Source organism: Pedobacter hartonius, assembly GCF_900107535.1.
GTDB classification, from domain to species: Bacteria; Bacteroidota; Bacteroidia; order Sphingobacteriales; family Sphingobacteriaceae; genus Pedobacter; species Pedobacter hartonius.
The window spans coordinates 53845-76417 of record NZ_FNRA01000011.1 but is presented as its reverse complement, the minus strand read 5'-3'; the positions used below and the strand labels follow the sequence as shown (position 1 = coordinate 76417).

Annotated in this window: 18 protein-coding genes; 5 read left to right on the top strand and 13 right to left on the bottom strand. The window is 44.9% G+C overall.

From position 1 onward, the window contains the following. The first annotated feature begins 127 nt into the window (after positions 1-127). The gene (locus BLW16_RS17570; RefSeq protein WP_090559035.1) at positions 128-400 is read left to right on the top strand and encodes a helix-turn-helix domain-containing protein; all 273 of its coding nucleotides are present in this window, start codon (positions 128-130) and stop codon (positions 398-400) included. Positions 401-407: 7 nt separating this feature from the next. On the opposite strand, the gene BLW16_RS17565 is transcribed toward BLW16_RS17570, so the two are convergent. The 9 genes from BLW16_RS17565 to BLW16_RS17525 all read right to left on the bottom strand — a co-directional run bounded on the left by BLW16_RS17565 (position 408) and on the right by BLW16_RS17525 (position 10006). Beyond that, positions 408-1160 carry a hypothetical protein gene (locus BLW16_RS17565; RefSeq protein WP_090559033.1) on the bottom strand — a complete coding sequence of 251 codons (753 nt, stop codon included), beginning with the start codon at positions 1158-1160 and terminating at the stop codon, positions 408-410. Positions 1161-1347: 187 nt separating this feature from the next. Then, a complete protein-coding gene (locus BLW16_RS17560; RefSeq protein WP_090559031.1) occupies positions 1348-2103 on the bottom strand; it encodes a hypothetical protein in 756 nt (251 codons plus the stop codon). Positions 2104-2512: 409 nt separating this feature from the next. Beyond that, positions 2513-3589 (bottom strand): dipeptidase, encoded by a 1077-nt coding sequence (locus tag BLW16_RS17555; RefSeq protein WP_090559029.1) that lies wholly within the window; start codon positions 3587-3589, stop codon positions 2513-2515. Positions 3590-3598: 9 nt separating this feature from the next. Beyond that, on the bottom strand, positions 3599-4723 hold the full coding sequence (locus BLW16_RS17550) for a D-TA family PLP-dependent enzyme (RefSeq protein ID WP_090559027.1): 1125 nt from the start codon (positions 4721-4723) through the stop codon (positions 3599-3601). Then, positions 4716-5189, bottom strand: a complete 474-nt coding sequence (locus BLW16_RS17545) for a RidA family protein (protein ID WP_090559025.1) — start codon at positions 5187-5189, stop codon at positions 4716-4718. The genes BLW16_RS17550 and BLW16_RS17545 overlap by 8 nt, the downstream gene beginning before the upstream one ends. An 11-nt stretch (positions 5190-5200) precedes the next feature. Continuing rightward, positions 5201-6514, bottom strand: coding sequence for a gluconate:H+ symporter (locus BLW16_RS17540; protein WP_090559024.1), 1314 nt, complete (start codon positions 6512-6514; stop codon positions 5201-5203). 48 nt (positions 6515-6562) lie between these two features. Continuing rightward, positions 6563-8203, bottom strand: a complete 1641-nt coding sequence (locus BLW16_RS17535; RefSeq protein WP_245735363.1) for an alpha-L-fucosidase — start codon at positions 8201-8203, stop codon at positions 6563-6565. A gap of 74 nt (positions 8204-8277) precedes the next feature. Next, positions 8278-9051, bottom strand: a complete 774-nt coding sequence (locus BLW16_RS17530) for an SGNH/GDSL hydrolase family protein (RefSeq protein WP_394332032.1) — start codon at positions 9049-9051, stop codon at positions 8278-8280. A gap of 49 nt (positions 9052-9100) precedes the next feature. After that, positions 9101-10006 carry a LysR substrate-binding domain-containing protein gene (locus BLW16_RS17525; protein WP_090559236.1) on the bottom strand — a complete coding sequence of 302 codons (906 nt, stop codon included), beginning with the start codon at positions 10004-10006 and terminating at the stop codon, positions 9101-9103. 153 nt (positions 10007-10159) lie between these two features. On the opposite strand from BLW16_RS17525, the gene BLW16_RS17520 reads away from it, so the two are divergent. Further along, the gene (locus BLW16_RS17520; RefSeq protein ID WP_090559020.1) at positions 10160-11335 is read left to right on the top strand and encodes a threonine synthase; all 1176 of its coding nucleotides are present in this window, start codon (positions 10160-10162) and stop codon (positions 11333-11335) included. A gap of 192 nt (positions 11336-11527) precedes the next feature. On the opposite strand, the gene BLW16_RS17515 is transcribed toward BLW16_RS17520, so the two are convergent. Beyond that, positions 11528-14005 (bottom strand): glutaminase family protein, encoded by a 2478-nt coding sequence (locus tag BLW16_RS17515; RefSeq protein ID WP_090559018.1) that lies wholly within the window; start codon positions 14003-14005, stop codon positions 11528-11530. 231 nt (positions 14006-14236) lie between these two features. On the opposite strand from BLW16_RS17515, the gene BLW16_RS17510 reads away from it, so the two are divergent. Together BLW16_RS17510 and BLW16_RS17505 are read left to right on the top strand one after the other, a co-directional pair. Then, positions 14237-17413 (top strand): ligand-binding sensor domain-containing protein, encoded by a 3177-nt coding sequence (locus BLW16_RS17510; RefSeq protein ID WP_090559016.1) that lies wholly within the window; start codon positions 14237-14239, stop codon positions 17411-17413. Next, complete coding sequence (locus tag BLW16_RS17505) at positions 17413-18189, top strand: response regulator transcription factor (RefSeq protein WP_090559235.1); 777 nt, start codon at positions 17413-17415, stop codon at positions 18187-18189. Before BLW16_RS17510 ends, BLW16_RS17505 begins: the two co-directional genes overlap by 1 nt. A 24-nt stretch (positions 18190-18213) precedes the next feature. Here the strand turns inward: BLW16_RS17505 and BLW16_RS17500 are convergent, their stop codons facing one another. After that, a complete protein-coding gene (locus BLW16_RS17500) occupies positions 18214-18948 on the bottom strand; it encodes a hypothetical protein (RefSeq protein WP_090559014.1) in 735 nt (244 codons plus the stop codon). Between the two features lie 171 nt (positions 18949-19119). Here BLW16_RS17500 and BLW16_RS17495 point away from each other — a divergent pair, with 171 nt between their 5' ends. Further along, positions 19120-19614 (top strand): RidA family protein, encoded by a 495-nt coding sequence (locus tag BLW16_RS17495; RefSeq protein ID WP_090559013.1) that lies wholly within the window; start codon positions 19120-19122, stop codon positions 19612-19614. Between the two features lie 65 nt (positions 19615-19679). Here the strand turns inward: BLW16_RS17495 and BLW16_RS17490 are convergent, their stop codons facing one another. Both BLW16_RS17490 and BLW16_RS17485 read right to left on the bottom strand, forming a co-directional pair. Beyond that, positions 19680-20897, bottom strand: coding sequence for a PLP-dependent transferase (locus BLW16_RS17490; RefSeq protein ID WP_090559011.1), 1218 nt, complete (start codon positions 20895-20897; stop codon positions 19680-19682). 77 nt (positions 20898-20974) lie between these two features. Continuing rightward, a complete protein-coding gene (locus BLW16_RS17485) occupies positions 20975-22555 on the bottom strand; it encodes a SusD/RagB family nutrient-binding outer membrane lipoprotein (protein WP_090559009.1) in 1581 nt (526 codons plus the stop codon). Positions 22556-22573: the final 18 nt, after the last annotated feature.

The following is a 22573-nucleotide window of genomic DNA, read 5'->3' as shown; positions in this document are numbered from 1 at the left end:
AGCATCTACAACGCAGTAATAAAATATTGTAATTTTTTAATAAGTTAACTCGAAATAGGGAATAAAAAACTTATTTACATTTATAACTGTAAATTATGATCAGGAATATAAATTACTTAGTCCCGGAATGGAAGGAAAGGTAAAACTAGATCTTATTGAACAACACGTGATCGATTTTGTCAGAAAATTAAGGGCTGACAAAAAGTTACGTCAGGAAGATATTGCCTATATTATCGGAGTAAAAGCATCCTTTATCGGGAATGTTGAAAACCTAAGTAATCCGGCCAAATACAACTTAAAGCACATCAACATCTTTGCTGACCATTTCGGATTGTCTCCAAAAGATTTCCTCCCTTCCACGGCACTTATCTCCAAAAAGAAGGAGAACAAGGGCCTATAGTCAACCGTCATTCCAGGTTTCTCCGGAGCGTATGGCACCACTCAGCGTAAAGTTCCCTGTATGTGGCCACCCGGCTGTCGATATCCGGCTCATCCCTGAGTGTTTCGTCCAGAGCGAGCAATTGCTGCGTAAACCATGCCTCAATTTCCTTTTGAGCGGGAAGCTTCTTCTGTTTCATGGAACGGCTGAGCTGCATGATACTGAAAAGAGACATACAGGAATTAGTTCCTGCAAAATCAATCAGGTTGAGGGCTCTTTGTCTGGCCACGGATATCTGATCAATAAAATACTGCAGTACCTGCTGAGGTTGCAGTCCGTTCATCCGGCAAATCAGGTTAAAGTCGAAGGTGAGCACCAGAAAGATTTCCTCGTTCAAATAAAATGTCCTGGGATAGTCCACAAGCGGAAGCATCTCGGCTTCCCATTCCTGCATAATACAGAAGCTTTCTTTCATCTTATCTACAGTTGACAGATAGGTGTTTTCATTCAAATCGTTCAGCAGGAAGATATATTTTATAGCTATCCGTTTTACCTTCCTATTGGTGAGAGGAATCACCTCGCCACCTATCAGGTTTTTACAATCAAGGAGAATTTGTGTTGCCCATAACGCAGCAGCTTCCATTTCCCCTCCATTGAAAGCATAAAAAGACACCCTGTTGATAAAGTATTGCAGTACTTCTTTCTGTTTAAAATAGTTGACTTCACAGGCTATCCTGAAATCTTCAGTATAAGTTAGTCCAAATTGTCCTTTAGCGTCCATATTGACAGTTTTTAATTACTCATAGGGGTAACAATCTAAATTGCTAAACAAATATTTCAACAATTAAACAGACACAGAATCAAATAGGTTTGACAATTTTAAGAGGAATGATGAAATGGATTAAATGAATAGAGTGATTTTTAATAAAGGGCAGGGAATCAGTCTTGATTAATCTATATCCGGTTGATTAATTTATGTCTATTGTGAGTGCATTATACCACTCCCGGTAAAAAGCACTGTAACTTTCCACCCTGCTTTCAAAATCATTTTCGCTTTTTTGTTTTTTATCAAGTTGCAGTAACTGTAGCCCATATTTCCTGTATATCTCCTGATGGGGAAGTATCCGGTGTTTAACATCGTCATGATAGGAAACCAGGATCAGTAAAACAGCCACAGAAGGATTTATCCCGATCTCCTCGATCACATTGGTAGCCCTCTCCCGCGCCAGGGAGATATTATCAACAAAATACTGTAATAAAAGATCTGTGTGAATTCCATGTAGTCTGCAAACGAGATTAAAATCAAAGGTCAGATTAAAAACCTCTCCTTTAGTCGTTGTTATATCAGGTTCATAATCGGTGAGCGGGATGAGCTCTGCTGACCATTCATTCATAAAGGATATGCTGGTGCTGGTCTCCTCATTCTTCGTAAGGCCGGCTTCCAGGCTTAATGCGGTGAGCTTCCTGATATATTTCAGGGAAATCTCCTGTACCAGTGGATCTGATATGGTTTCTACAGGAATTTTGTTCCAGAACTCTTTACATTCGATACTGACGGTAGTAGCCCAGAGGTGTGCCGGCTCCATATTTCCTCCGATAAAAGCGTAAAACGAAACCTGGTCAATAAAGTATTGAATAAGCTCTTCGTGCTTGAGATTGCTAATCTTACAGGCAATCCTGAATTCATCAGGGTAGTTTAGTTTAATTTGTCCTTTAGTATTCATCTCAAATATTTTCAATACAACCTAAACTCCCGCCCCGTCTATCCAACTGTAAGAATCTAAATCTACCCCGGCTCTGCCAAAATCCGAAAAAATAATACACTGTTCTATTTAGGTAATAACATTCCGAAAATTAAAGGTTTTGCACAAAACCTCAAAAAGATACTTCATATTTATTTTTACAGTAAGATATACGCCTATCTTTATTAATTTCTTAACTGGATTCCGGCATGATGATCAAATGTCTTAATTAACTATACAAGTCAAAAAATTAAATATCGGAAAAAATATAAATAAAAAGAACATTGATATTTAACAATCAGCACTAATATAGGAGGGTTTAGCAAGTTTTCCCCATAAAAAAGGGGTTATCCACATTTGATTGTGGATAACCCCTTTTTTATGGGGAAAACTATTTAACAGCCCAAACATTTCTCAGGAATCTGGTCCAGTTGCCCTGCATCAGATTCTGCACATCTTGTTTTTTATACCCGCGTTTTTCTAGAATCGCAGGAATCTTTTGCAGGTCGGCTATCGTTTCAATATCATAAGGGCATTGTTCACGTCCGAAAGCACCGTCGAGGTCAGAACCCAGACCAACGTGGAGGGTATTCCCTGCGATCTGGCAAATATGATCCAGGTGATCAGCCATTACTTCCAGGTTACAATGCATATTTTCAGGGGTAGAAACTCCGCGAACCCAGTCGGGCACCATCATCCATGCATCCAGTGCCAGGCCGATAACGGCGCCCCTGTTTACCAATTCCTTAATTTGCGCGTCACTATACTGGCGGTTATGGTTTACCAATGCCCGGCAATTGTTGTGTGAAGCCCAGATATGACCATTGAAATGATCCAGCGCCTCCCAAAAACTGTCATCACATAAATGTGTGGCATCAAGTATGATATTTAAACGCTCCATTTCTTTCAGCAGCTCGTGCCCCTCAGGGCCCATTAACCCGGTCGCATCGGTTCCCTGAGCATAACGCCCGGGACCGTAATGTGCAGGACCCAGGGCACGTAAACCATAGGCATGCGCCCGCTTCAGGTGTTCTACAGTAACGATTGAATCTGCTCCTTCAAGGCTCAGGATATAACCTATGGGTTTGATTTCATCGGCCAGGTCACTATTCCATAAAAGAAGGTGTGTTTCCAGGCTTTCCAGGTCATGGATCTGCACCATCTCGCCTGCTTCTTCCATTGCCTTGTACCAGGCAACCTGGCCCTGGGTTTGTGCCCATGCCTGTTCGGGCGAGTGCCAGCCCGGAAGGTTATTTCCCGGAGCAACATAACGTGCAATCTGGGTAGCAACTACCAATCCTATTTTACCTTTCCTCAGTTCGGGCAGTGAAACCACCGCCTTAGCCCTGTCAGGTTTATCTGTTAAGCCCTGTTCCCGGGCATTAATGGAAGAAACGGGTAACCGCAGGTCGCGGTTCCATTCCAGCGCATTCATACTTAAATCAAGGTGTGCATCTATCGTAAACATAATCCTAAACTAAATGTTAATTTTTCTTTCCCTCGAAATGATCTTCCATTCTCCGGTGATATGATGGTTCTCTATCAGTGCGGCCGTTCCATACAGCGCCACGGTAGGGCAAATATGGAAGGGCAGTCCGTACAGCACATCACCGATCTGAAAGCCGTGATCAAGACCTAAATCCAGCACCAGGTGTTCTTCACTCTGACCTATAAATTCAGCGTCCGGCGCATTCAGGAACCAGACTCTTCTGCCCGGTTCATTTTCTGCCGCTACAGACTTATGGCCCAGGTCTACCGTAACCAGGGTTTCAGCGGTAAGCGAGATCACCCGCGTCAGTACAAGGGCTGCGCTGAGGTATTCCTGTTCAGCAAAAGCATCCTGGTAACCTTTATCCCAGAGAATAAATGTCCCCGGGCTGCATTCAATATCGTCCAGTGCTGCATAGAAGGGGTATGTTGGCGTTCCTCCGGCAACGATCACCGGTTTTGGCAGGCCGGCAGCAATGATCTGCCTCTCCACACCTGAAATTGCGTCAAGCACCAACTGCCACTTTTCCCTTCTGAGTTCAAAAGAAGCATCATGAATATGACCATCATAGGCGTGCAGCCCCCGGGCATATACACCTGGCAGGGCATGGATCTGCTGATAAAGTGCTACCGCCGTTTCATCAGGGGTAATCCCCGTACGGTTCATCCCCACGTTGAGATCCAGAAAAAGGCCAATCTCCAGCCCTGCTGCCGCAGCCACCGCAGTTATAGCCTGCAGCGCATCCGGATGATCCACCAGACAGGAGAAATGCGTAGCCGGATAGGCTTTGATCAGTGCAATGAACCGGTCAATTTTTGGCCCTACGGGCTGATAGGCAAGCAATACATCGGGTGCTTTACACATGCCCAGCATCTCTGCTTCAGCGATGGTAGCACACTTGAATTTGCTGATACCTGCCTGGATCATCATCAGTGTGATCTCTGCATTCTTATGGGTTTTCACATGGGGCCGCAGGCGACTGATGTCACTGATACTCCTTTTCAGCCTGTCAATGTTCTCAGTGATCCTGTGCGGGTAAAAGACCAGTGCAGGCGAGTCCGGCTGCTCAGCTTCGCTGATCAGGTACCAGGCCTCCTGTACGGTATTAGTCATGGAGTTCAAATAAGGCTTCAATCTCTACAGGAATATTGTCCGGTAAAGATCCGAAACCAACAGCACTGCGGGTACCGATCCCATTTTCTTCGCCCCAAACCTGTGCAAAAAGCTCACTGCAGCCATTGATAATAAATGGATGTTTTTCAAAATCAGCTGTACAATTCACCATTCCCAGAACCTTGATCACCCTTTTCACACGGTTTAAGCTTCCCAGATTTGTTTTAATGGTAGACAGCATTGTCAGTCCCACCTGCCTGGCCGCAAGTTTACCTTCCTCTTTATCCATGTCTGTACCAATCCGCCCGATGATCAGGCTTTTATCATCATTTACAGGACCATGTCCGGATAAATAAAGGTATTTTCCATCAATTAGAAAAGGCTTATAAACCCCAAGCGGCGTAGGTGCCGGTGGAAGGTTTAGTTCTAATTTTTCAAATTGCTCATCTGCATTAAAAGTTTCCATATTCTAATTTCTTATATAAATTGATTTAATAAAAGTACACCTATCAGGCCAATAAGCCCAACAATAGATTCCATTAGTGCCCATGATTTGAAGGTGTCTTTCAGTGTAAGCGTAAAGTACTCTTTAAACATCCAGAATCCGGCATCGTTCACGTGAGAGAACATCAGACTTCCGGCACCCACGGCCAGCACCATCAGGTTTGGATTGGTATGGGTTGCGATCATTAAGGGCAGGATGATCCCTGCAGTGGTTAAGCCTGCAACCGTCGCAGAGCCTACTGCAAACCTGATCACTGCCGTAATCAGCCAGCCCAGGAACAGGGGCTGCATATGCAGGTCTTTCAGCAGGTTTGCAATCTGCCCGCTCACGCCACTGTCTACCAATACCTGTTTCAATGCACCCGAGCCGCCAATGATCAGTAAGATCAGCGCCACATCTTTGATAGCGTCCGCATAGATACTCATAATGCCGGAGATCTTCCTGCCCTGAAAGATCCCAAGGGTAAGTGTTGCTGTAAAAAGGGAGACCAGCATCACCACATCCGCATGACCGGCAAGGGCAATCACATCCTTCAAGCCCGGATGACTGGCAGTATAAAACGAGAACACTGTTGCCAGGATCAGCAGCAGTACCGGCAGTAATGCAGTAAAAAAGCTGTTGAATGTTCCGGGCAGTTCTTCCTCCGGCATTTCTACCGGAACAAAAGACTGCAGTGGTGTTGAAGGAATATTTCTGAGCGTCCTGGAAAAAAGCGGGCCACCGATCACAATAGCAGGAATAGCGATCAGCAGTCCATACATCAGGGTTAGCCCCATGTTCGCATTGAACTGGATCACCAGGGCGGATGGCGAGGGGTGCGGCGGCAGGAAGCCATGTGTTACGGAAAGGGCAGCCAGCATTGGCAGGCCGATGTATAAAGGAGGAAGCTTGTATTTGTAGACCACAGAAAAGATCAGCGGTATCATCAGCACAAAACCTATTCCGTAAAAAAGGGGAATACCGATCAGGAAACCTGTCACTACGACTCCCCACTGAATATATCTCTCTCCGCAGAAATTCATGATCACCGCAGCGATCTTCTGCGCGGCACCGCTTTCCGCCACCAGTTTACCCAGCATGGCACCAATGGTAATGATCACCGCCAAAGAACCGAGCACGTCACCTATGCCCTTCTCTACTGAGCCCACTACTTTTGCCAGAGGGATCCCCAATACAATCCCGGCCAGGATAGAAACAGCAAGGAAAGCGAGAAAAGCATTGATCCTGAAGACAGAGACCATGACGATCAGCAGCAGGATGCATAAAAACACGAGAATAAGGGTCATTATTTTGTTATTTACTCATAGCAATTAAACGGGTTGATTGAAATTTCATCAGAAGCTGACCACACTGGTTTCGCCTTCTACGGCAACCTTCTGCTGTTCAGCAACAGCTTTGTATTCAAAACGGCTTCCCTTTTTCAGACCCTTCAGCGGAGCAGAAAATGTACCGTCGGCATTGATATTCACCCAAACAGTTTTTACCCATGGTGCAGCATATAATGTTTCTACCTGCCCTGCATAAGGACGGTAATAGAACCTTGCCCTTTTTGACAGCGCGGGCTGATAATCCATCACTTTACCTTTGAGCACTGCTCCATCCGCCGTCAGGCTGGAACCCATAGTTTTTACAAATACGGCCTCTTCAAAAACCGGTTTCACATTCTCCAGTTTGATCACCACAGCATTTGGCCAGCGGTGGTCGTCATAGATCCTTTGCGCTTTCACTACAGATACTTCCAGGCCTTCGGTAGTCTGGGTATATTTACAGCTCACATCAAGGTCTGCTTTATACTCAATGATCTGGCTGTTTTGCCCAAGGACACTGATTTTTGTATCCGGGGTACTTTTTACTGACCGCAGCAGAAAAGTTTTGCGGGCGGCCTCCTTCCAGTCGGCCACATCTGTAACAAATGCGTAAACCGTACTTTTACCTTTTTTGGTAAACCAGATATCATCTTCCTTGCTTACCACCCAGCTGCGGACACTGTCCATGCTCTCGTGGTTAATAAAATTCCATAGTGCCATTTCACGTAAACGGTCTTCCTGCTGGATAGCCATTTCGCCATTCGGTTTCGGCCCTATGTTTAATAACAGGGAACCGCCTTTGGCCCTTGCTTCGATCATCAGGTTGATCAGTTGCGTGCCGGATTTGTAACGGTCATTAGTAGGCTGGTACTGCCAGGCTGTACCCATCGTGATCGGCGATAACCAGGGCTGGGTGATCTTTGCACCGGGCAATGCCTGCTCAGGCGTTTTGATAGCCCCGCGTGTGATCAGCAGATTTGGCTGTAACCTCCAGCAGGTTTCCTTTACCACTTCTTTAGGTTCGCCGTCAATAAAGAACACATCAATCTTACCGTAGTTAGTCATCAGTTCTTCGCACTGTTTGCGGTTATAGTCGTTGTATTCTTTTGTAGTTTTGGCATCCATTTTCACATTGGTCCTGCTGATCGGTATATTATGGCTGCGCAAGAAGTTGAAATCCTCAGGAGAGAAATAAAACCCTACGTCCAGGCCTGCTTCCCTGGTGGCATCCACAAATTCCTTCAGCATATCCTTTTTATAGGGTGTTTTCGTGATGTTGAAATCAGTGGTTTTCGTGTCCCAGAAACAAAACCCGGCATGGTGTTTTGTGGTAAAACAGATATATTTCATGCCCGCCATCTTTGCGAGTTCGGCAATTTCTTTGGGATTGAATTTTGAAGGGTTAAACGTTTTAGGTAACTCGTTAAAATAACGTTCTACATAATCGTTTGAAGCGCCAACCAGCGAATGGCTGATCACTACGCCCAGTTGGGCATCAACGTTGAAGTGAATAAATAAACCCGCTCCAGTATCACGGAGCCATTCTTCACGTTCGGGTTTGTTCAGGTTGTAACTGCTTCCTTCATCGTCATTTACCACATCGTTTTGGGAGAACGAAAGATTGTAAAAGAAGCAAAGGGCTAATGTCATGTAAATTATTTTCATCATTTTTTGTTTTTTCTGCGCCTTTCTGGTGAGTAGATCAGCTTTTCAGGTTGTCATTTTTTTTTTAATGTTAACAATTATTTTGCAGATTCCAGTGCTTTATAAATGGCTTTTGCCCAAAAGTTACCCAGTTCAGCAGCTCCTTCTACATTAGGATGAAGGTTAAATATTCCCTGCTGGCCTTTTTCATTCTGAAACAGGGCGCGATGCTTTTTGAAATAGGCAAATACCTTCTTATTACCGGAAAAAACCGTGTTGGGCTGCGAAATTTTGTAACTTTTTACGACTGCATCGATTTCAGGCAAGTAGGACTGCAACCTATTCAGTCCTTCTTTCAAATATTTAGAAGTATTGTAGGTATTTTCACTATACCAGGTAGGATACTGAAAAATAATCTTACACTTTGGATATTCAGCCAATAGCCTGTCGGCAATCTTTATTAAATTTCCGTGGTAATCCTCAGGTGATACCGGGGCGCCATGCGGTCCTTTTATTGCACTGTCATTCGTTCCCAGAACGATAGAAAAAAGCAGGGTAGCACTATCAGTGGCATACCTGCCGGCAGCCTGCCTGGCAGTCGGAAACAGTTTGTTATTTTCAGGCAGCCAGTCCAGCGTCGTAGATCCGCTCCTGCCAACGTTACTGATCTGCACGGTGCCTATGTCTTTAAACGCTCTTAGTTTTTGTGCGGCAATGACAGGGGGTGCCTGTGTTTCAGGATCGGGCAATCCTGAACCATGGGTGATGCTGTTGCCAATAAAAACGATATTGAAATTTTGCTTTACAGACTGGGCGTTTACGCTGCTGACGTGCAGAACAAGGAGGATAAGGATTAAGATTGAATTCTTCAAAATAGCCATGATTAAGATTTGAAGAGACAAGATAGGAATTAATAGGCCGCTATATGTCGGGCTGTATGAAGCGCTGGGAAAAACGGATAAACTTCTTGATGAGGTCAAAGTTTTCGCCGAGACGGGTCAGGAAGAAGAAATCGCGGCTGATCTCCAGTCCTTCAATGTGTACTTCTACCAGATCGCCGTTGCGTAGTTCCTTGGTAACGGCCTTTTGGGGTAAAAAGCCAAGGCTGAGGTCTGCCAGTATAAAATTCTTCAGGGCCTCTGTTCCGCCCAGGCGTACTTTGGCGTGCAGATCTGAGATAGAGATATCGTGCTTTTTTAATTCGCGCGTCAGTGCAGACAACGTTCCGGAACCTACCTCGCGCAGGGCCACATTGGTTTTCAGCAGTTCTGTGAGTGTTAAACATCCTGCTTTGGCCAGGTGGCTTTTGGCGGCACAAACTGCAATCACTTTATCTGAGGTGAAGTAATCATAATTGACCAGGTTGATCTTATTTTCTACTTCTACAATTCCTACGTCGATCTGTTTATTGAGCAAGGCCGTAATGATATTTTCAGTATTCCGGTTTACTACCTGGATATTGATCTTTGGCATCATCTGGTGGAAGGCTGAAAGAATACCCGGGATGATATAGAGGGATACCGTGGTGCTGGCGCCCAGCTTTAAATTCCCTGCCGCTTCCGCTTCCTGCTTCAGCGTGCTCACCTCAAATTCAATCTTCCGCTGTATTTCCCTTGCTTCCTGAAGGTATTTGTAAATGGTATCTCCAATTACAGTAAGCTGTATGCTGTTACCTTTACGCTCAAAAAGGGCGCAATTGTATTGCCCTTCCAGCATATGGATATGCCTGCTGATTGCAGGCTGGCTAATATACAGGGCTTTGGCTGCCTTGGAAAAACTAAGGTTAGCCGCAACTTCTAGAAAGACAAGGTGACTTAATGAAAGCACAGATGAGGATTTATAGAGCGTAAAAATAACTCTTTTGAAGGTAATTAATTCATTTGATTTTTTATTGGTGATAGTTTGGTTATGGCATATCAGCAAAATGTATAAGTAAGGGATTTGATTAGCTGATACATTTACAGGAATTAATACTTTTAAATGAAACTATCCCTGATTGAAGATCTCTACTGCCCCGCATGCGGCACGAGATATCCATCAACTGTTATACAGACCGTATGTTTGAATGAAGCCTGTAAATCTTCGCTATTCGCAGGGTATAACCTGCCGCTCAGTACTGACCCGGAAAGGCTCTTCTCAGGCAGACCGGCAACGATGTGGCGCTACCACGAATTTCTGCCGGTAGCAGACCCTGCGCATGTCGTCACCCTTGGTGAAGGTTTTACGCCTGTTCTCCCGCTCAGGAATTTATCCTACCAGGAAAACGACAATGAAGTGTTCTGGAAAGATGAATCGGGCAACCCGACAGGCTCCTTTAAAGCCAGGGGAATAAGTTCGGCAGTTTCCAAGGCAAAGGAACTTGGAATTACAAACATTGTTACGCCAACGGCCGGAAATGCCGGGGGTGCATTGGCTGCTTATTGCGCACAGGGGGGATTAAATGCATATGTATATATGCCTAAGTTAACCCCGAAGGTTTTTAAAGATGAATGCCGCCTGTATGGTGCAAACTTAATCGAGGTGGACGGCAATATCTCCGACTGCGGAAAACTGGCCGATAAAGATGCTACCGAAAACGGATGGTTCCAGGTGTCGACACTCAAAGAACCCTACCGTCTGGAAGGCAAAAAGACAATGGGCTATGAAATTGCAGAACAATTTAACTGGGAAGTTCCGGATGTGATCCTTTATCCGACAGGGGGAGGCACCGGCCTGATCGGGATATGGAAAGCCTTTGATGAGATGGAAAAGATGGGATGGATAGGCAGTAAACGGCCGAGAATGGTGACAGTACAGTCAGAAAGCTGCGACGGAATTACACAGGCATTCCATCACCAGGAACTGCAATCGCAGTTTGTGGACCGTGGCTTTACCATCGCCAACGGGCTGAGGGTGCCGAAACCATACGCAGATAAGTTGATTCTGAAAGTGCTCAGGGAAAGTGCAGGAACAGCTATTAGTGTCAGTGATATACAAATGGAGTCTGCATTAAAGGAAATTGCCAGAAAAGAAGGCATGCTGATTGCCCCTGAAGGCGCCGCCCTGTGGCAGGCTTTTAAAACTCTGAAAGCATCCAACTGGATCCGCAGTGGCGAAAGAGTTCTTCTTTTGAATACCGGCAGCGGTTATAAATACCTGGAAAATATCAATATCTGACCGGTTGTTTTAAGACCATCTATGAACGGTGGTTTGGGTTAATCCCTTAGATGATCTTTAAAAAAGAGGGTATACGCTATTGCGGCCTGGTCGTTCTTTCGCGTAGCGAATTAATGCAGCCGGAATAGCGTATACCCTCTTTTCAAGATAGAAGATCCCATGATCAGAAGGGTATCTAGATATATAGATATACTATTTCTGCTTACTCATCTTGTCAGCCAGTACCTTCATAAAATACCCTCCAACTACACTGCGTGCCTGGAAACCAACCATTTTACCGTCCAGTGTTTCATGCCAGTCGCTCAATGGAACACGGGAAGATGTTTTCAACGCATAGTTATAAACCGGCTCAACGAGCGCTTTGAAATCTGCCTCTTTAGCCGCCATAGTCGCTGTCCAGATGATCCAGTCAGACTTGGTATAGGTTTTACGGCTATCCAGTGGCAATCCAAATGCATTCTGATGACTGAGGTAGAATTTGATTTCCTTATCATATACCGGCTGAGGGAATAAATTCAATTCAAGGACTTTATCCCATACCATATTATACTTTTGGCTCCAGGTATTCTTATTGTCAAATACCAGGGCAAAGTGATCTCCTGCATCGGCCTTAGTAATCCAGTTGGCTGCCATCTCTGCAGCAAGTTTCTGATATTTGGCTGCGGTTTCCTTCTCACCCAGCATATCTGCCATGCGGGCATAGGCACCGATTGCTACGATCGCTTTGACGGACAGGTTGGCGTTATGTGCCAGATGCCCGGCAAAATCGTCGGTACACAGTTGGTTTTCCGGATCAAAACCGGTTTGTGCAAGATGATTGCTCCATATGGTCAGGGTTTTCCAGTGTTTCCTGGCATACTCTGGGTTCTTTTCGGCAGTTACAATGGCAGCGCTGAGGATGATCATATTTCCGGATTCCTCAACAGGCATATCCTCGCCGTAGGTCTGTCCGTTGGCCAGAGGGTAGGTACCAAGGTCATGCGCAGCGAAAGGTTTGGTCCATTTACCGCTTTCACTGTAATAGAAGATGCCATTCAGCATCCCTTTGAGTAGCGCAGGGTTATACAGCAGGTACATCGGGGCCGATGGATAGGTTACATCTACCGTGTTGATTGATCCGTTGCTGAAGTTTTCCTTTGAGAGGAACAGCAGTTCACCATCGGGACCTTTAACCAGCTGGTGTGCGGCTATACTCTGGCGGTAAGCCATCACACAGAGTTTGGCATACTGTTCTCCACCGGACTTCAGGGCATCATTATAAACTTCAGTATCAGTATTGCGGCATTTTTCCAGCACTTTTTCATAGTTACTAGTAGCGGTACTCAATACCCCTTCCATGGTTGCCCCCGGAACATCACGCCACATGGGTTTCAGGTCTGTGTGAAAATACTGTACGGAATACAGATCGTCATAACCGATGACCATGAACTTGTTTTGCTTTTGGATGCCTACACTACCAAAAGGGATTACTGTATTTAACATCAGCGACTTCCCTGTCAGATTGGTGGACCGCTTTCCTTCCGTTTTAAAAGAAGACAAGGCATTTTCGCTGCCTGTAATATATTGTTTAGCACTTGCAGCAGAAGGGGCTGATACATAGAGATAACCCCAGTCGATCCGAACATCATCCCCCTTCTTTTTGAGGACAGGCTGCGCGGTCGTACCTACCTTTAAAATTGCAAGCCCGTTACTGGTATAAGCAGAGGCCTGCACTTCCTGTGAAGACTGGTTGGTGGCCAGGCCTGATGAAACGCTGGTGAAAATGGAAACGTGATGTGTTTGCTTATCGTTTGCATTGACTTCGTAGCTCAGATAAGAAGCGGGGTTGGTCAGTAAGCTGAGGTCCTGCAAAATCAGCGGGGATGTAAAGGTCACTTTCAGGTCAACAGTTCCGCATTGAAACTGATAGATCGTTTGGGTTGCGGTGAGTTTCACACTGGTTTGTTTTGCTGTCAGAAAGACATCGCCCGGAAGGTCTGCCAATTTTTCAGACAAACCTACGTCCAGCCATGATCCGCCTCCGGTATTTAAACAATGAACAGCGAGTGTATTTTCTCCCGGCTTCAGGAGCGACTTCATTGCCGCATCCAGGGGAATCATTACAGCACTTCCTGTTGCACCCTTAGTGCCGGCAATCTGCTTACCGTTCAGGAAAACCTCGGCATCGTCATCCTGGTAGAGCTTCAGGAATAGCGGCCCTTTGGGTATTGCGGTCAGCTTAAACTTCCTGCGGATCCAGAGGTCTTTCCCCGTCCAGCTTGTTCCGGCCTGCGCCCGCTGATCCCCGAAAGGAGCAAGGCCGCTTTTCCAGGACTGGTCTGCATAGCCCGCCCCTTCCCAGCCATTTCCGGGATTCTGTTCTGTGTACTGCCATTTTCCAGGCAGTTCCTCTCCTGTAGCAACCAGGTTTTTGAACCTTGGGGATACTGTTCCCATGAACCTGTAATATTGCTTATCTACTTTAATCAGCCCGATCATGGATTGATCTTTCCCTGTCCAGTGTTTGGTGACAGAGCCATTCAGCTGGTCGGTATTGGACCAGACACTGAAATAGGGGTTGTGGGTAATTAAGGGATAGGCCGGTATGCGGTCGTCCTGCGCCAGGGCTGTTTGCCCGCTGATGATAAAGATCAGCAGGCAGAGCGCATTAAGTCTTTTGAAACACTTCATAGTTTTTTAATAATATGGAAGATTAAATTTTTTCCATGATTTGGTTAGAACAGTCATTACTCCCCGCAGGGTTTGCGCTTTTAAAAGACGCTTAATGCCCGCTGAACAATAAATTAAAATTTAAAAGCAAATTAAATTATTCTCAGCCTACTAAATTGATCAATATTTAGTTAGTTTGTCTCATATTTCCGGCTGGCTTATGCTCAATACTTATATTTGATTCCACCAAATATGTTTCGATCTGATAAAAAAAACCTGCTCTATACCATCTTATGCCTACTGCCATTTTTCGCCAGCGGGCAATCCTATTATTTTAAGCGTTACCAGGCGGAAGACGGACTGGCACATAATACTGTCATCGCTATTCTTCAGGATCAAAAAGGATTTATGTGGGTTGGTACGAAAGAAGGGCTTAACCGTTTCGACGGTTATACCTTCAAATCCTTTAAAAATAACCAGACCGGGTTTGGAAGGATAGGGAATAATAGTATCATATCGCTTTGCGAGGACCGTAGGGGGATGATCTGGGTGGGCACCAATCATGGGATCTTCAGATTTAATCCTTACACGGAAACTTTTACGGCTCTGCCTGTCCCCCCCTCCTCTATCAGTAATATCCTGGTAGACAAAAAAAATCAGCTGTGGTTCCTTTCCAACAACGAACTCGTTCAATACGACCAGCGCCGGAACAAGGTGACCAATCATCATCTTTCCGCATCCTGTATTGCCTTTGATCCCTCCATGAATTTATGGCTGGGCACCTTCGGAGGCACTATCGGGAAATACGATCCCAAAACCAACACATCTTCGGTTATCCCTATTCTTCATGACCTCCCTTTCAGCTCAAAGCAGATCAGTAAACTGTTATGGACAGACCAGGATCAGCTTTTGATCGGTACGACCAAACAGGGATTGCTATCCTATCATTTGAAGACAGGCCAGCTTAAATCCCTGTTATTGCGGAATAAGGACAGGACAGAAATTTATGTGAGGGACATCATGGCCGACAGTTCCAAAACTTTCTGGATCGCCACGGAATCAGGAATATATGTCTGTAACCAGGATAAATCTCAGATAGAAAATATCAGAAAGCAGGTAGGAGATAATTATTCCCTGTCTGACAATGCAGTATATTGCTTGTACAAAGACAACTGCGGGGGACTCTGGGCAGGTACATTTTTTGGGGGGCTCAACTATCTTTCTGCAGAAACGAATCAGTTCAAAAAATACTATCCGGTGAACGGTATCAACTCTATATCAGGAAATGCCGTCCGGGAAATCTCCTCCGACCGGGAGGGCAACATCTGGATCGGAACTGAAGATGCCGGTTTGAATAAACTGAATACCAGCACCGGCAAATTCAGCCACTATACTTCCAGGGATATTCCGTCAAGCTTATCCTATCCCAATATTCATGGGATGCTCACTGTTGGCAACCGGGTGTACATCGGGCCCTTCCAGCACGGACTTGAAGTCATGGATATCCCGACAGGCAGAATCATTAAAAGGATTAATCCGGTTGGCAAGGAAGACAGCAGGAGCAGCGATTTTGTAATGTGTATCTATTTAACACGTGACAGTAACCTCCTCATTGGCACAACCGGGGCTGGTCTGTTTATGCTCAATGAAAAAAACTACCACTTCAAAAGGGTGCAGCAGATTCCTAAGGATTCTCAGGTTTATTCAATAGTTGAAGACCATGAAAGTACAATCTGGACAGGGAGTATGCAAAGTGGTGTTTTCTACTATAATGCCAGAACGGGCAGCAGCGGGAACATCAGGTTTGGCCGACAAAAAGAAAGCCCAAATATACCCGAATACGCGATACAGGGAATTTTTGAGGATAGTAATCATTTCCTGTGGATGGCCACAGAAGGTGGCGGACTTATCCGTTTAAACAGGGACCGCAAATCCTTTAAACGGTTCAGCACAGAAAACGGGCTGCCCAGCAACAGCCTGTTCAGGATCCTGGAGGATGATGAAAAGAACCTTTGGATCAGCTCCCTCAAAGGGCTGATCTGTATGAACATGAAATCCGGAAAAATCAAGACCTATACCCAGGCCAATGGTCTGATTACAGATCAGTTCAACTACAACTCGGCATTCAAAGACCGCCAGGGGATGATGTATTTCGGCTCTGTAAAAGGGATGGTTGCTTTTACTCCATCAGCGCTTGGAAAACCCCGGCAGGTGCCGCCAACTTATATTACCGGGTTCCAGATCAGCAATACGGAGACTGTTCCTGCTATCCGGAACAGCCCTTTAAAGAATTCCATCATTTATACAGACAGCCTGGTACTGGAACATGATCAGTCGAGCTTTAACATTGAATTCTCTACCCTGGGTTATTCCTCTCCCAGCGTTACCCGCTACAAGTACCTTATGAAAGGCCTGGACAAGAACTGGACCTATCTGAACGTCAACCGCAAAGCCTATTTCACCAATCTCGCCGCCGGGAATTACACCTTCATCGTTGCTGCAGAAAGTAATGTAGGAAACTGGACAGGTAAGGAAAGGACATTATTCATAAAAATCCTTCCCCCGGTATGGAAAAGCACCCTGGCATATGGCCTCTATTTCGTGATCATGGCCGGCCTGATCTGCCTGGCACTGCACCTTTACATGCGCTACCAGGACAGAAAGAACAGCAGCAAATTACAGTTGTACGAGCTTGAAAAGGAAAAGGAAATATACCAGGCAAAGATCGAGTTTTTCACTAATATTGCCCACGAAATACAAACGCCTTTGACATTGATCGCCGGTCCCGTAGAACGGATCCTTAAAAAAGCAGACGACTCGCCTGCCATTAAGAAAAGCCTTTTGATGATTGAAAAGAACACCAACCGCTTGCTCAGTCTCACTACCCAGCTGCTCGATTTCAGAAAAACGGAGATGAATGAATTCGGACTGAGTTTCGTTAGTACAAACGTCACGGCGCTGCTGGCCGATCAGGCAGATATCTTCCGCGCAGCAGCAGAAAAGCGAAAGATCGGACTCTCGCTTAATTTTCCAAAAAAACAACTGGTTGCATTTGTAGATACGGAGGCCTTCGTAAAGATCATGGGCAACCTGATTTCCAACGCCATTAAATATGGAGAATCTAAAGTGTCGGTCAGCATCCTCTGCGGAGAAAAAGAAGAGAGAGATTTCAGCATCAGAATCAGCAATGATGGTAAGCCAATTCCAAAAGAACTCAGGGAGAAGATATTTGAACCCTTTTTCAGGATTCATGGAAGCGAACAACAGGGTACCGGGATCGGGCTTTCACTGGCCAAATCGCTGACGGAGCTTCATAATGGCTCCTTAAAATTGGTATACGATGAAACAAATTTGATTACTTTTCAATTAACTTTACCTATTCATCAAAAGTTCGGGTTCAAACTCGGCAATTGGAAAAACATGAAATAATGGATGCAACACTTTTATTAATAGATGACAACGAAGATATTCTGGAATTTCTTTCTGATGTACTTGGTGAAAACTACCGGCTGCACCTTGCCACTGATGGCGAAAGCGCATTAAAGATTCTTGACGACCACATGATCAGTCTGATCATCAGTGATGTCATGATGCCTGGCATCGACGGGTTCGAGCTTTGCCGCATCGTTAAAGCTAAAGTTGAGTACTGCCATATCCCGATCATCCTGCTCACCGCAAAAAACACCTATAAGGCCAAAATATCAGGGCTCGAAAATGGCGCAGATGCCTATATTCAGAAGCCTTTCTCACCAGAGTTCTTACAGCTGCAGGTGTCAAACCTGCTTAAAAACAGGCTTAAGATAAAGGACCACTTTGCAAATTCGCCCTTTGAAGATGTGCGGGTAATGGCACAGTCAAAAACAGATGAACTTTTTCTAAAGAAACTGGACGACTATGTCCGTAAGAATATCAAAGATATCAGCCTGGATATTGACAAGCTTGCCAAACACATGAATATGAGCAGGCCCACATTCTACAGGAAGATCAAATCGCTATCGTCATTGTCTCCAAAAGAACTCATTGACATAACAAGGATTAAAAAAGCTACGGAACTGATCTCGCAAAACGAATACTCGATGTTCGAAATCACGAAGCTTACAGGATTCAGTTCCCAGACCGTATTCGGAAAGAATTTTCAACGGCATTTTAAAATGTCGCCCATGGAGTACCAGGCTACCCTCCTAAAGCGGTCAGAAATGCAGTGATCCGCAATAGTTATTGTGCACTGATTACTTCCAGCTCTTTGTCAATATGGTTGTTCCATTCTGCCTGTGCAGATTTATCGAGACCATGCCTGGTTTCAGTATTACCTGCTGGGTATAACCGATCCCGGGTATTACCTGTGCGCCAAATCTGCCGGGCGGCTGCGAAGTGGATTGGAAATCAGCCCAGGTTAAGGGCCTTTTAGCCGAATAGTATATCGTGTCACCCTCAGTTTTTTCTGTATAGTCTGTAAAACTGATGTCCACACCTTTCGCCAGCTTCCGGTTGGTACCGGCATTGTCTTTCATCCAGTTATTAAAATATACAAGCCCGTTATTAAAGATAGTCCTCAGATATTCGTCCAATGCGGCCTGCAGATGATCAGCTCTTGTATAATGTAAACCAGCCTGATAGTCAACGAGGTGCTCAGCGCCATAATCCTTTTGGAGACTAAACGATAAGCCCAATTTAAGCCGACCATCAATAGTCTGGTCTGTTTTTCCGGTTTCCAGGATATTAAGTTCTTTAATACTGATCAGCACCGGGCTCAGTGACTGATCCTTATGCAGGTTATGACGAATATAGTGATTGATTGCCACCAGGATCTGCCCTATCCCATTTTTATCACTTCTTACATCAGTCACCCCGGAGATGTAAAATCCTTCCGGTTTCAGGGGAATGGGCTGATCCGTCAGAACGATCTGTCCTGACGATTCAAAGGAGATAAAGAGAAGAATGCTTATAAATAATTGCCGGTTCAATAGGATTCAGATGTCTTTGTATTTCAATAACGTTCTGCTGCGGGTCCTGGTATCTCTAACGTCTGATTGACCTGCAGCAACGCAATCATCTTATTTACTCTTCACACCCTTAAAATGGCATTTTTTATCTAAAAACTTAGTATTTTAGATAAAAACACTAATCCCCGATAAATGGAAAATTCAACTCCCGAAGAAAACTTTGCTAAAACCGGTTTACAATTACCTCCTGCTCCTACGCCTATAGGTGTTTACACTCCATACCTGATCGATGGTAAATACCTGTACATTTCCGGTCACGGACCGGTACAGAACGATAAACAGCTGATTAAAGGAAGGATAGGCAAAGACATAGATATGGAACAGGGTAAACTTGCGGCCCAGCAGGTAGGCTTAACCATTCTTTCCACCATCAAAACTCACCTTGGGAGCCTTGATAAAGTGAAGCGTGTGATAAAAGTACTCGGAATGGTCAACTGCGTGCCGGAATTTGAGAAACACCCGTATATCATCAATGGCTGCAGTGAGCTTTTCGCCAAGGTATGGGGAAAAGAAAACGGGATCGGCGTAAGGAGTGCAGTTGGGTTCGGCTCTTTACCAGATAACATTCCGGTAGAAATTGAAGCCCTTTTTGAATTGGGGCACTGGCCAAAAAATCCTTTGGAATAATTAATAAAGACGGCAGGCAATGCCTGTCGTCCTGTTTATTTTATTCCCTGTGCATTCCTTTCAGACTAACTTGCCTTACTCAGTTCCTCCTGAACACGTTTGGCAACAATTTTATCTTCCCCAGGTTTTAACATAAACACAGTGATATTGATACTGTTGGGGCTAAATTTCATGATCTCAATGGACGGACTGCCGTTCCGCAATTCAAGAGCCAGGTCATCACTGGTCATCTTCACCTTAGTGGTATCCCATGCGATATTCAAAAGCGGGTTATGGTTTGCGATAGGGGGAACAGTAACGGTTGTAGTAACGCCTGCAACGCTTTTTACTGCCGTTTCAATTACGGCTACCCTTGCTTCCCAGTCTTTCCATTCTTTGTCATGATCCAGTTTCATATAATGGTCCAGAGCGGCATACATCCCCAGGATCTCTTCTTTATTCACCTTCATCCCGCGGCCGATGTTGTTACCGAAAGGAGGGGCATTTAAACGGGCGGCTTTAATCAGGTCAGCTTTTCCCATCAGGATACCTGCACTCTGAGGGCCACGGATAGCTTTACCGCCTGATACACATACGAGGTCGAAACCAAGGTCATTGAATTTCCAGAGGTTTTGTACAGGAGGGATATCTGCTGCGATATCGATCATTGTAGGGATCTTATGTTTTTTCGCAATGGCAATCCATTCCTCATGTTTGATCTTGCCCTCGTTTGAAGCCAGGTTCAGGAACCACATCATGGCCGTTTTTTCATTGATCGCTTTTTCAAGGTCTTCGGCCGTTTCAACTTCTACAACCTCGATGCCCGTATTTGTTGGTGCATGGACATAAGCGATATTATGAGCTTTCTGCACAATCATCTGTGTTTTCTGGAAACCGTCAAGGTTGGGCAGCTGTGCAATTTTCTTAAGGTCAGTTCCGGTAAGTACACCGGCTGTTCCCAGTACTAAGGCCGACCAGCATCCTGCGGTAACCATTGCAGATTCTGCATGACACAGCGCGGCGATCTTCTCTCCCACTTTATCCTGAATGTCACCAATCATGATAAAATGGGTGGATGAACCGTTAATTGCTTCGAGAACGTCTTCATGCATTAATGAAGCCGTATGTGTAGTATAGGTACCAGCTGCATTGATAAAGGTACGTAAACCTAACTCTTTGATCAGATCACGTTTTGCGGCAGTACTAACAGCTGCATTTGCTGATAAAAATGGAATACCTGCTCCGACAACACCACCTACAAGCGGTGCAACTGACAGGTATTTTATAAGATCTCTGCGTTTCATATGTAAAGAATTAAAAAGATGGTTAAACCAAAATGGGGACAGGAAATGATCCCTGTCCCCATGTTAGAAGCTATGAATTAGTTAAAGTTAAAAGGTAATCCTGGTTTTTTATCCCACCATACTTTGGTGAGTAAGTTGTCATCGGTCGACTCTGAGAATCCCTGTCTGCTCAGTGCTGCAAGGTAATTGTCAGCATTCACCAGTTTTTCTGAGATCGGAAGTGCGAAGCGACGGAACATAAATCCACCTGTTACGTTTCCTGTATAGTTTACCTTTTTCAAACGCGGGTAACCTGTACGTCTCCAGTTGGCATATACTTCGTAGTCATCACCAAACATAGATAACCATTTTTGGGTATTGATCTGCTCCATTTGTGCTTCAGTGCTTGCAGTTGCAACATATGGATTAGCCAAAAGGTAAGCATCGATCTGTGCAGTGGTAATCACACCTGAGCTTACCCCTACAGTTGGCCATAAAGCCCATTGAGTCATACCTGAACGTACACCGTTGTTATATGCTGTTGCAGCACTTGTACCTGTAGACCATCCCCTCAGGGCAGCTTCTGCCAGCAATAAATTGGCTTCAGCAGGGCCCATAATAATGATTGGGGCAGCAAGGTTCAGTACCAGCTGAGACGGCTCAGAATAGGTGTCAAAATCTGTCGGACGTGTATTCAGGCTTGCACTCACCATACCTCTTTGTACAGCCGGGGTATTGTTTGCGCTATAAGTTGCACCTGAAGGCTGCCAAACTACTGAAACCACAGGTAAACGCGGATCATTAGTAGTCTTCATCCTGTCAATAAAGGTAGCAGCATATTTACCGCCCTCTACGTTATCACCACCCGGACTGGCGTAATCACCATTCACCAGGCCTTGTGTTTTTGCATTGATATTACCCGTTGTATTGGCATAAATAATCTTCGCAATATCTGCATCAGATGTCATTACACCACCTGCAATTGCGGTTTGAACCCAGGTTTGTGCATCTGCCGGACTTACTTCCGATAAACGCATTCCCAGTCTCAGCATCAGCGTATAAGCAAATTTCTTCCATTTGCTGATATCCCCTTTGTAGAAAAGGTCTCCTGTAGTGAAAGTAGGGTTGGCCGCATTTAATAACTCTGCTGATTCTTTAAGTTCTTTCAGCATGTCCATGTAAATAGCCTGTTGGGTATCATATTTCGGGCTCAGTAAACCAGACTCCCCTTTCAGGGCATCAAAGTAAGGTACATCACCTGCAACATCTGTCAGCTGGTGGTAGGTGTATACTTTCAGGATACGTACAATAGCTTTTTTATTCACATCAGCAGCAGTCAGTGCGTTGTCAAGCACATACAGCCTGTTGAGGTTATTGGTGTAAAAACCGGTAGTAGCAGTACCAAAATCAACAGTTGCACCATTGAAGCTGTAATATTTATCCCCTACAGCAGGTACTTCTTTATAAGTAGAAAAATATTGCATACCACCGCCAATTACAGCGTAATTACTTCTTGGCATGTTTAAGATCACATTGGTAAAAATATTTTCAGGGATAATAAATCCAACTGCATTTTGAGGTGCATTTAATTCGGCAAGTTTGTCTTTACTGCATGATGGCATTAATGCGATCACTGCAGCGGCTAAGAGACAAATACTTTTTATAAATTTCTTTTTCATCTTCTATCGATCTAATAG

Bases quoted from the DNA above. Each gene is read 5' to 3' on its own strand.
- BLW16_RS17570 (WP_090559035.1), top strand. From the start codon at position 128: ATGGAAGGAAAGGTAAAACTAGATCTTATTGAACAACACGTGATCGAT.
- BLW16_RS17565 (WP_090559033.1), bottom strand. From the start codon at position 1,160: ATGGACGCTAAAGGACAATTTGGACTAACTTATACTGAAGATTTCAGG.
- BLW16_RS17560 (WP_090559031.1), bottom strand. From the start codon at position 2,103: ATGAATACTAAAGGACAAATTAAACTAAACTACCCTGATGAATTCAGG.
- BLW16_RS17555 (WP_090559029.1), bottom strand. From the start codon at position 3,589: ATGTTTACGATAGATGCACACCTTGATTTAAGTATGAATGCGCTGGAA.
- BLW16_RS17550 (WP_090559027.1), bottom strand. From the start codon at position 4,723: ATGACTAATACCGTACAGGAGGCCTGGTACCTGATCAGCGAAGCTGAG.
- BLW16_RS17545 (WP_090559025.1), bottom strand. From the start codon at position 5,189: ATGGAAACTTTTAATGCAGATGAGCAATTTGAAAAATTAGAACTAAAC.
- BLW16_RS17540 (WP_090559024.1), bottom strand. From the start codon at position 6,514: ATGACCCTTATTCTCGTGTTTTTATGCATCCTGCTGCTGATCGTCATG.
- BLW16_RS17535 (WP_245735363.1), bottom strand. From the start codon at position 8,203: ATGATGAAAATAATTTACATGACATTAGCCCTTTGCTTCTTTTACAAT.
- BLW16_RS17520 (WP_090559020.1), top strand. From the start codon at position 10,160: ATGAAACTATCCCTGATTGAAGATCTCTACTGCCCCGCATGCGGCACG.
- BLW16_RS17515 (WP_090559018.1), bottom strand. From the start codon at position 14,005: ATGAAGTGTTTCAAAAGACTTAATGCGCTCTGCCTGCTGATCTTTATC.
- BLW16_RS17510 (WP_090559016.1), top strand. From the start codon at position 14,237: ATGTTTCGATCTGATAAAAAAAACCTGCTCTATACCATCTTATGCCTA.
- BLW16_RS17505 (WP_090559235.1), top strand. From the start codon at position 17,413: ATGGATGCAACACTTTTATTAATAGATGACAACGAAGATATTCTGGAA.
- BLW16_RS17495 (WP_090559013.1), top strand. From the start codon at position 19,120: ATGGAAAATTCAACTCCCGAAGAAAACTTTGCTAAAACCGGTTTACAA.
- BLW16_RS17490 (WP_090559011.1), bottom strand. From the start codon at position 20,897: ATGAAACGCAGAGATCTTATAAAATACCTGTCAGTTGCACCGCTTGTA.
- BLW16_RS17485 (WP_090559009.1), bottom strand. From the start codon at position 22,555: ATGAAAAAGAAATTTATAAAAAGTATTTGTCTCTTAGCCGCTGCAGTG.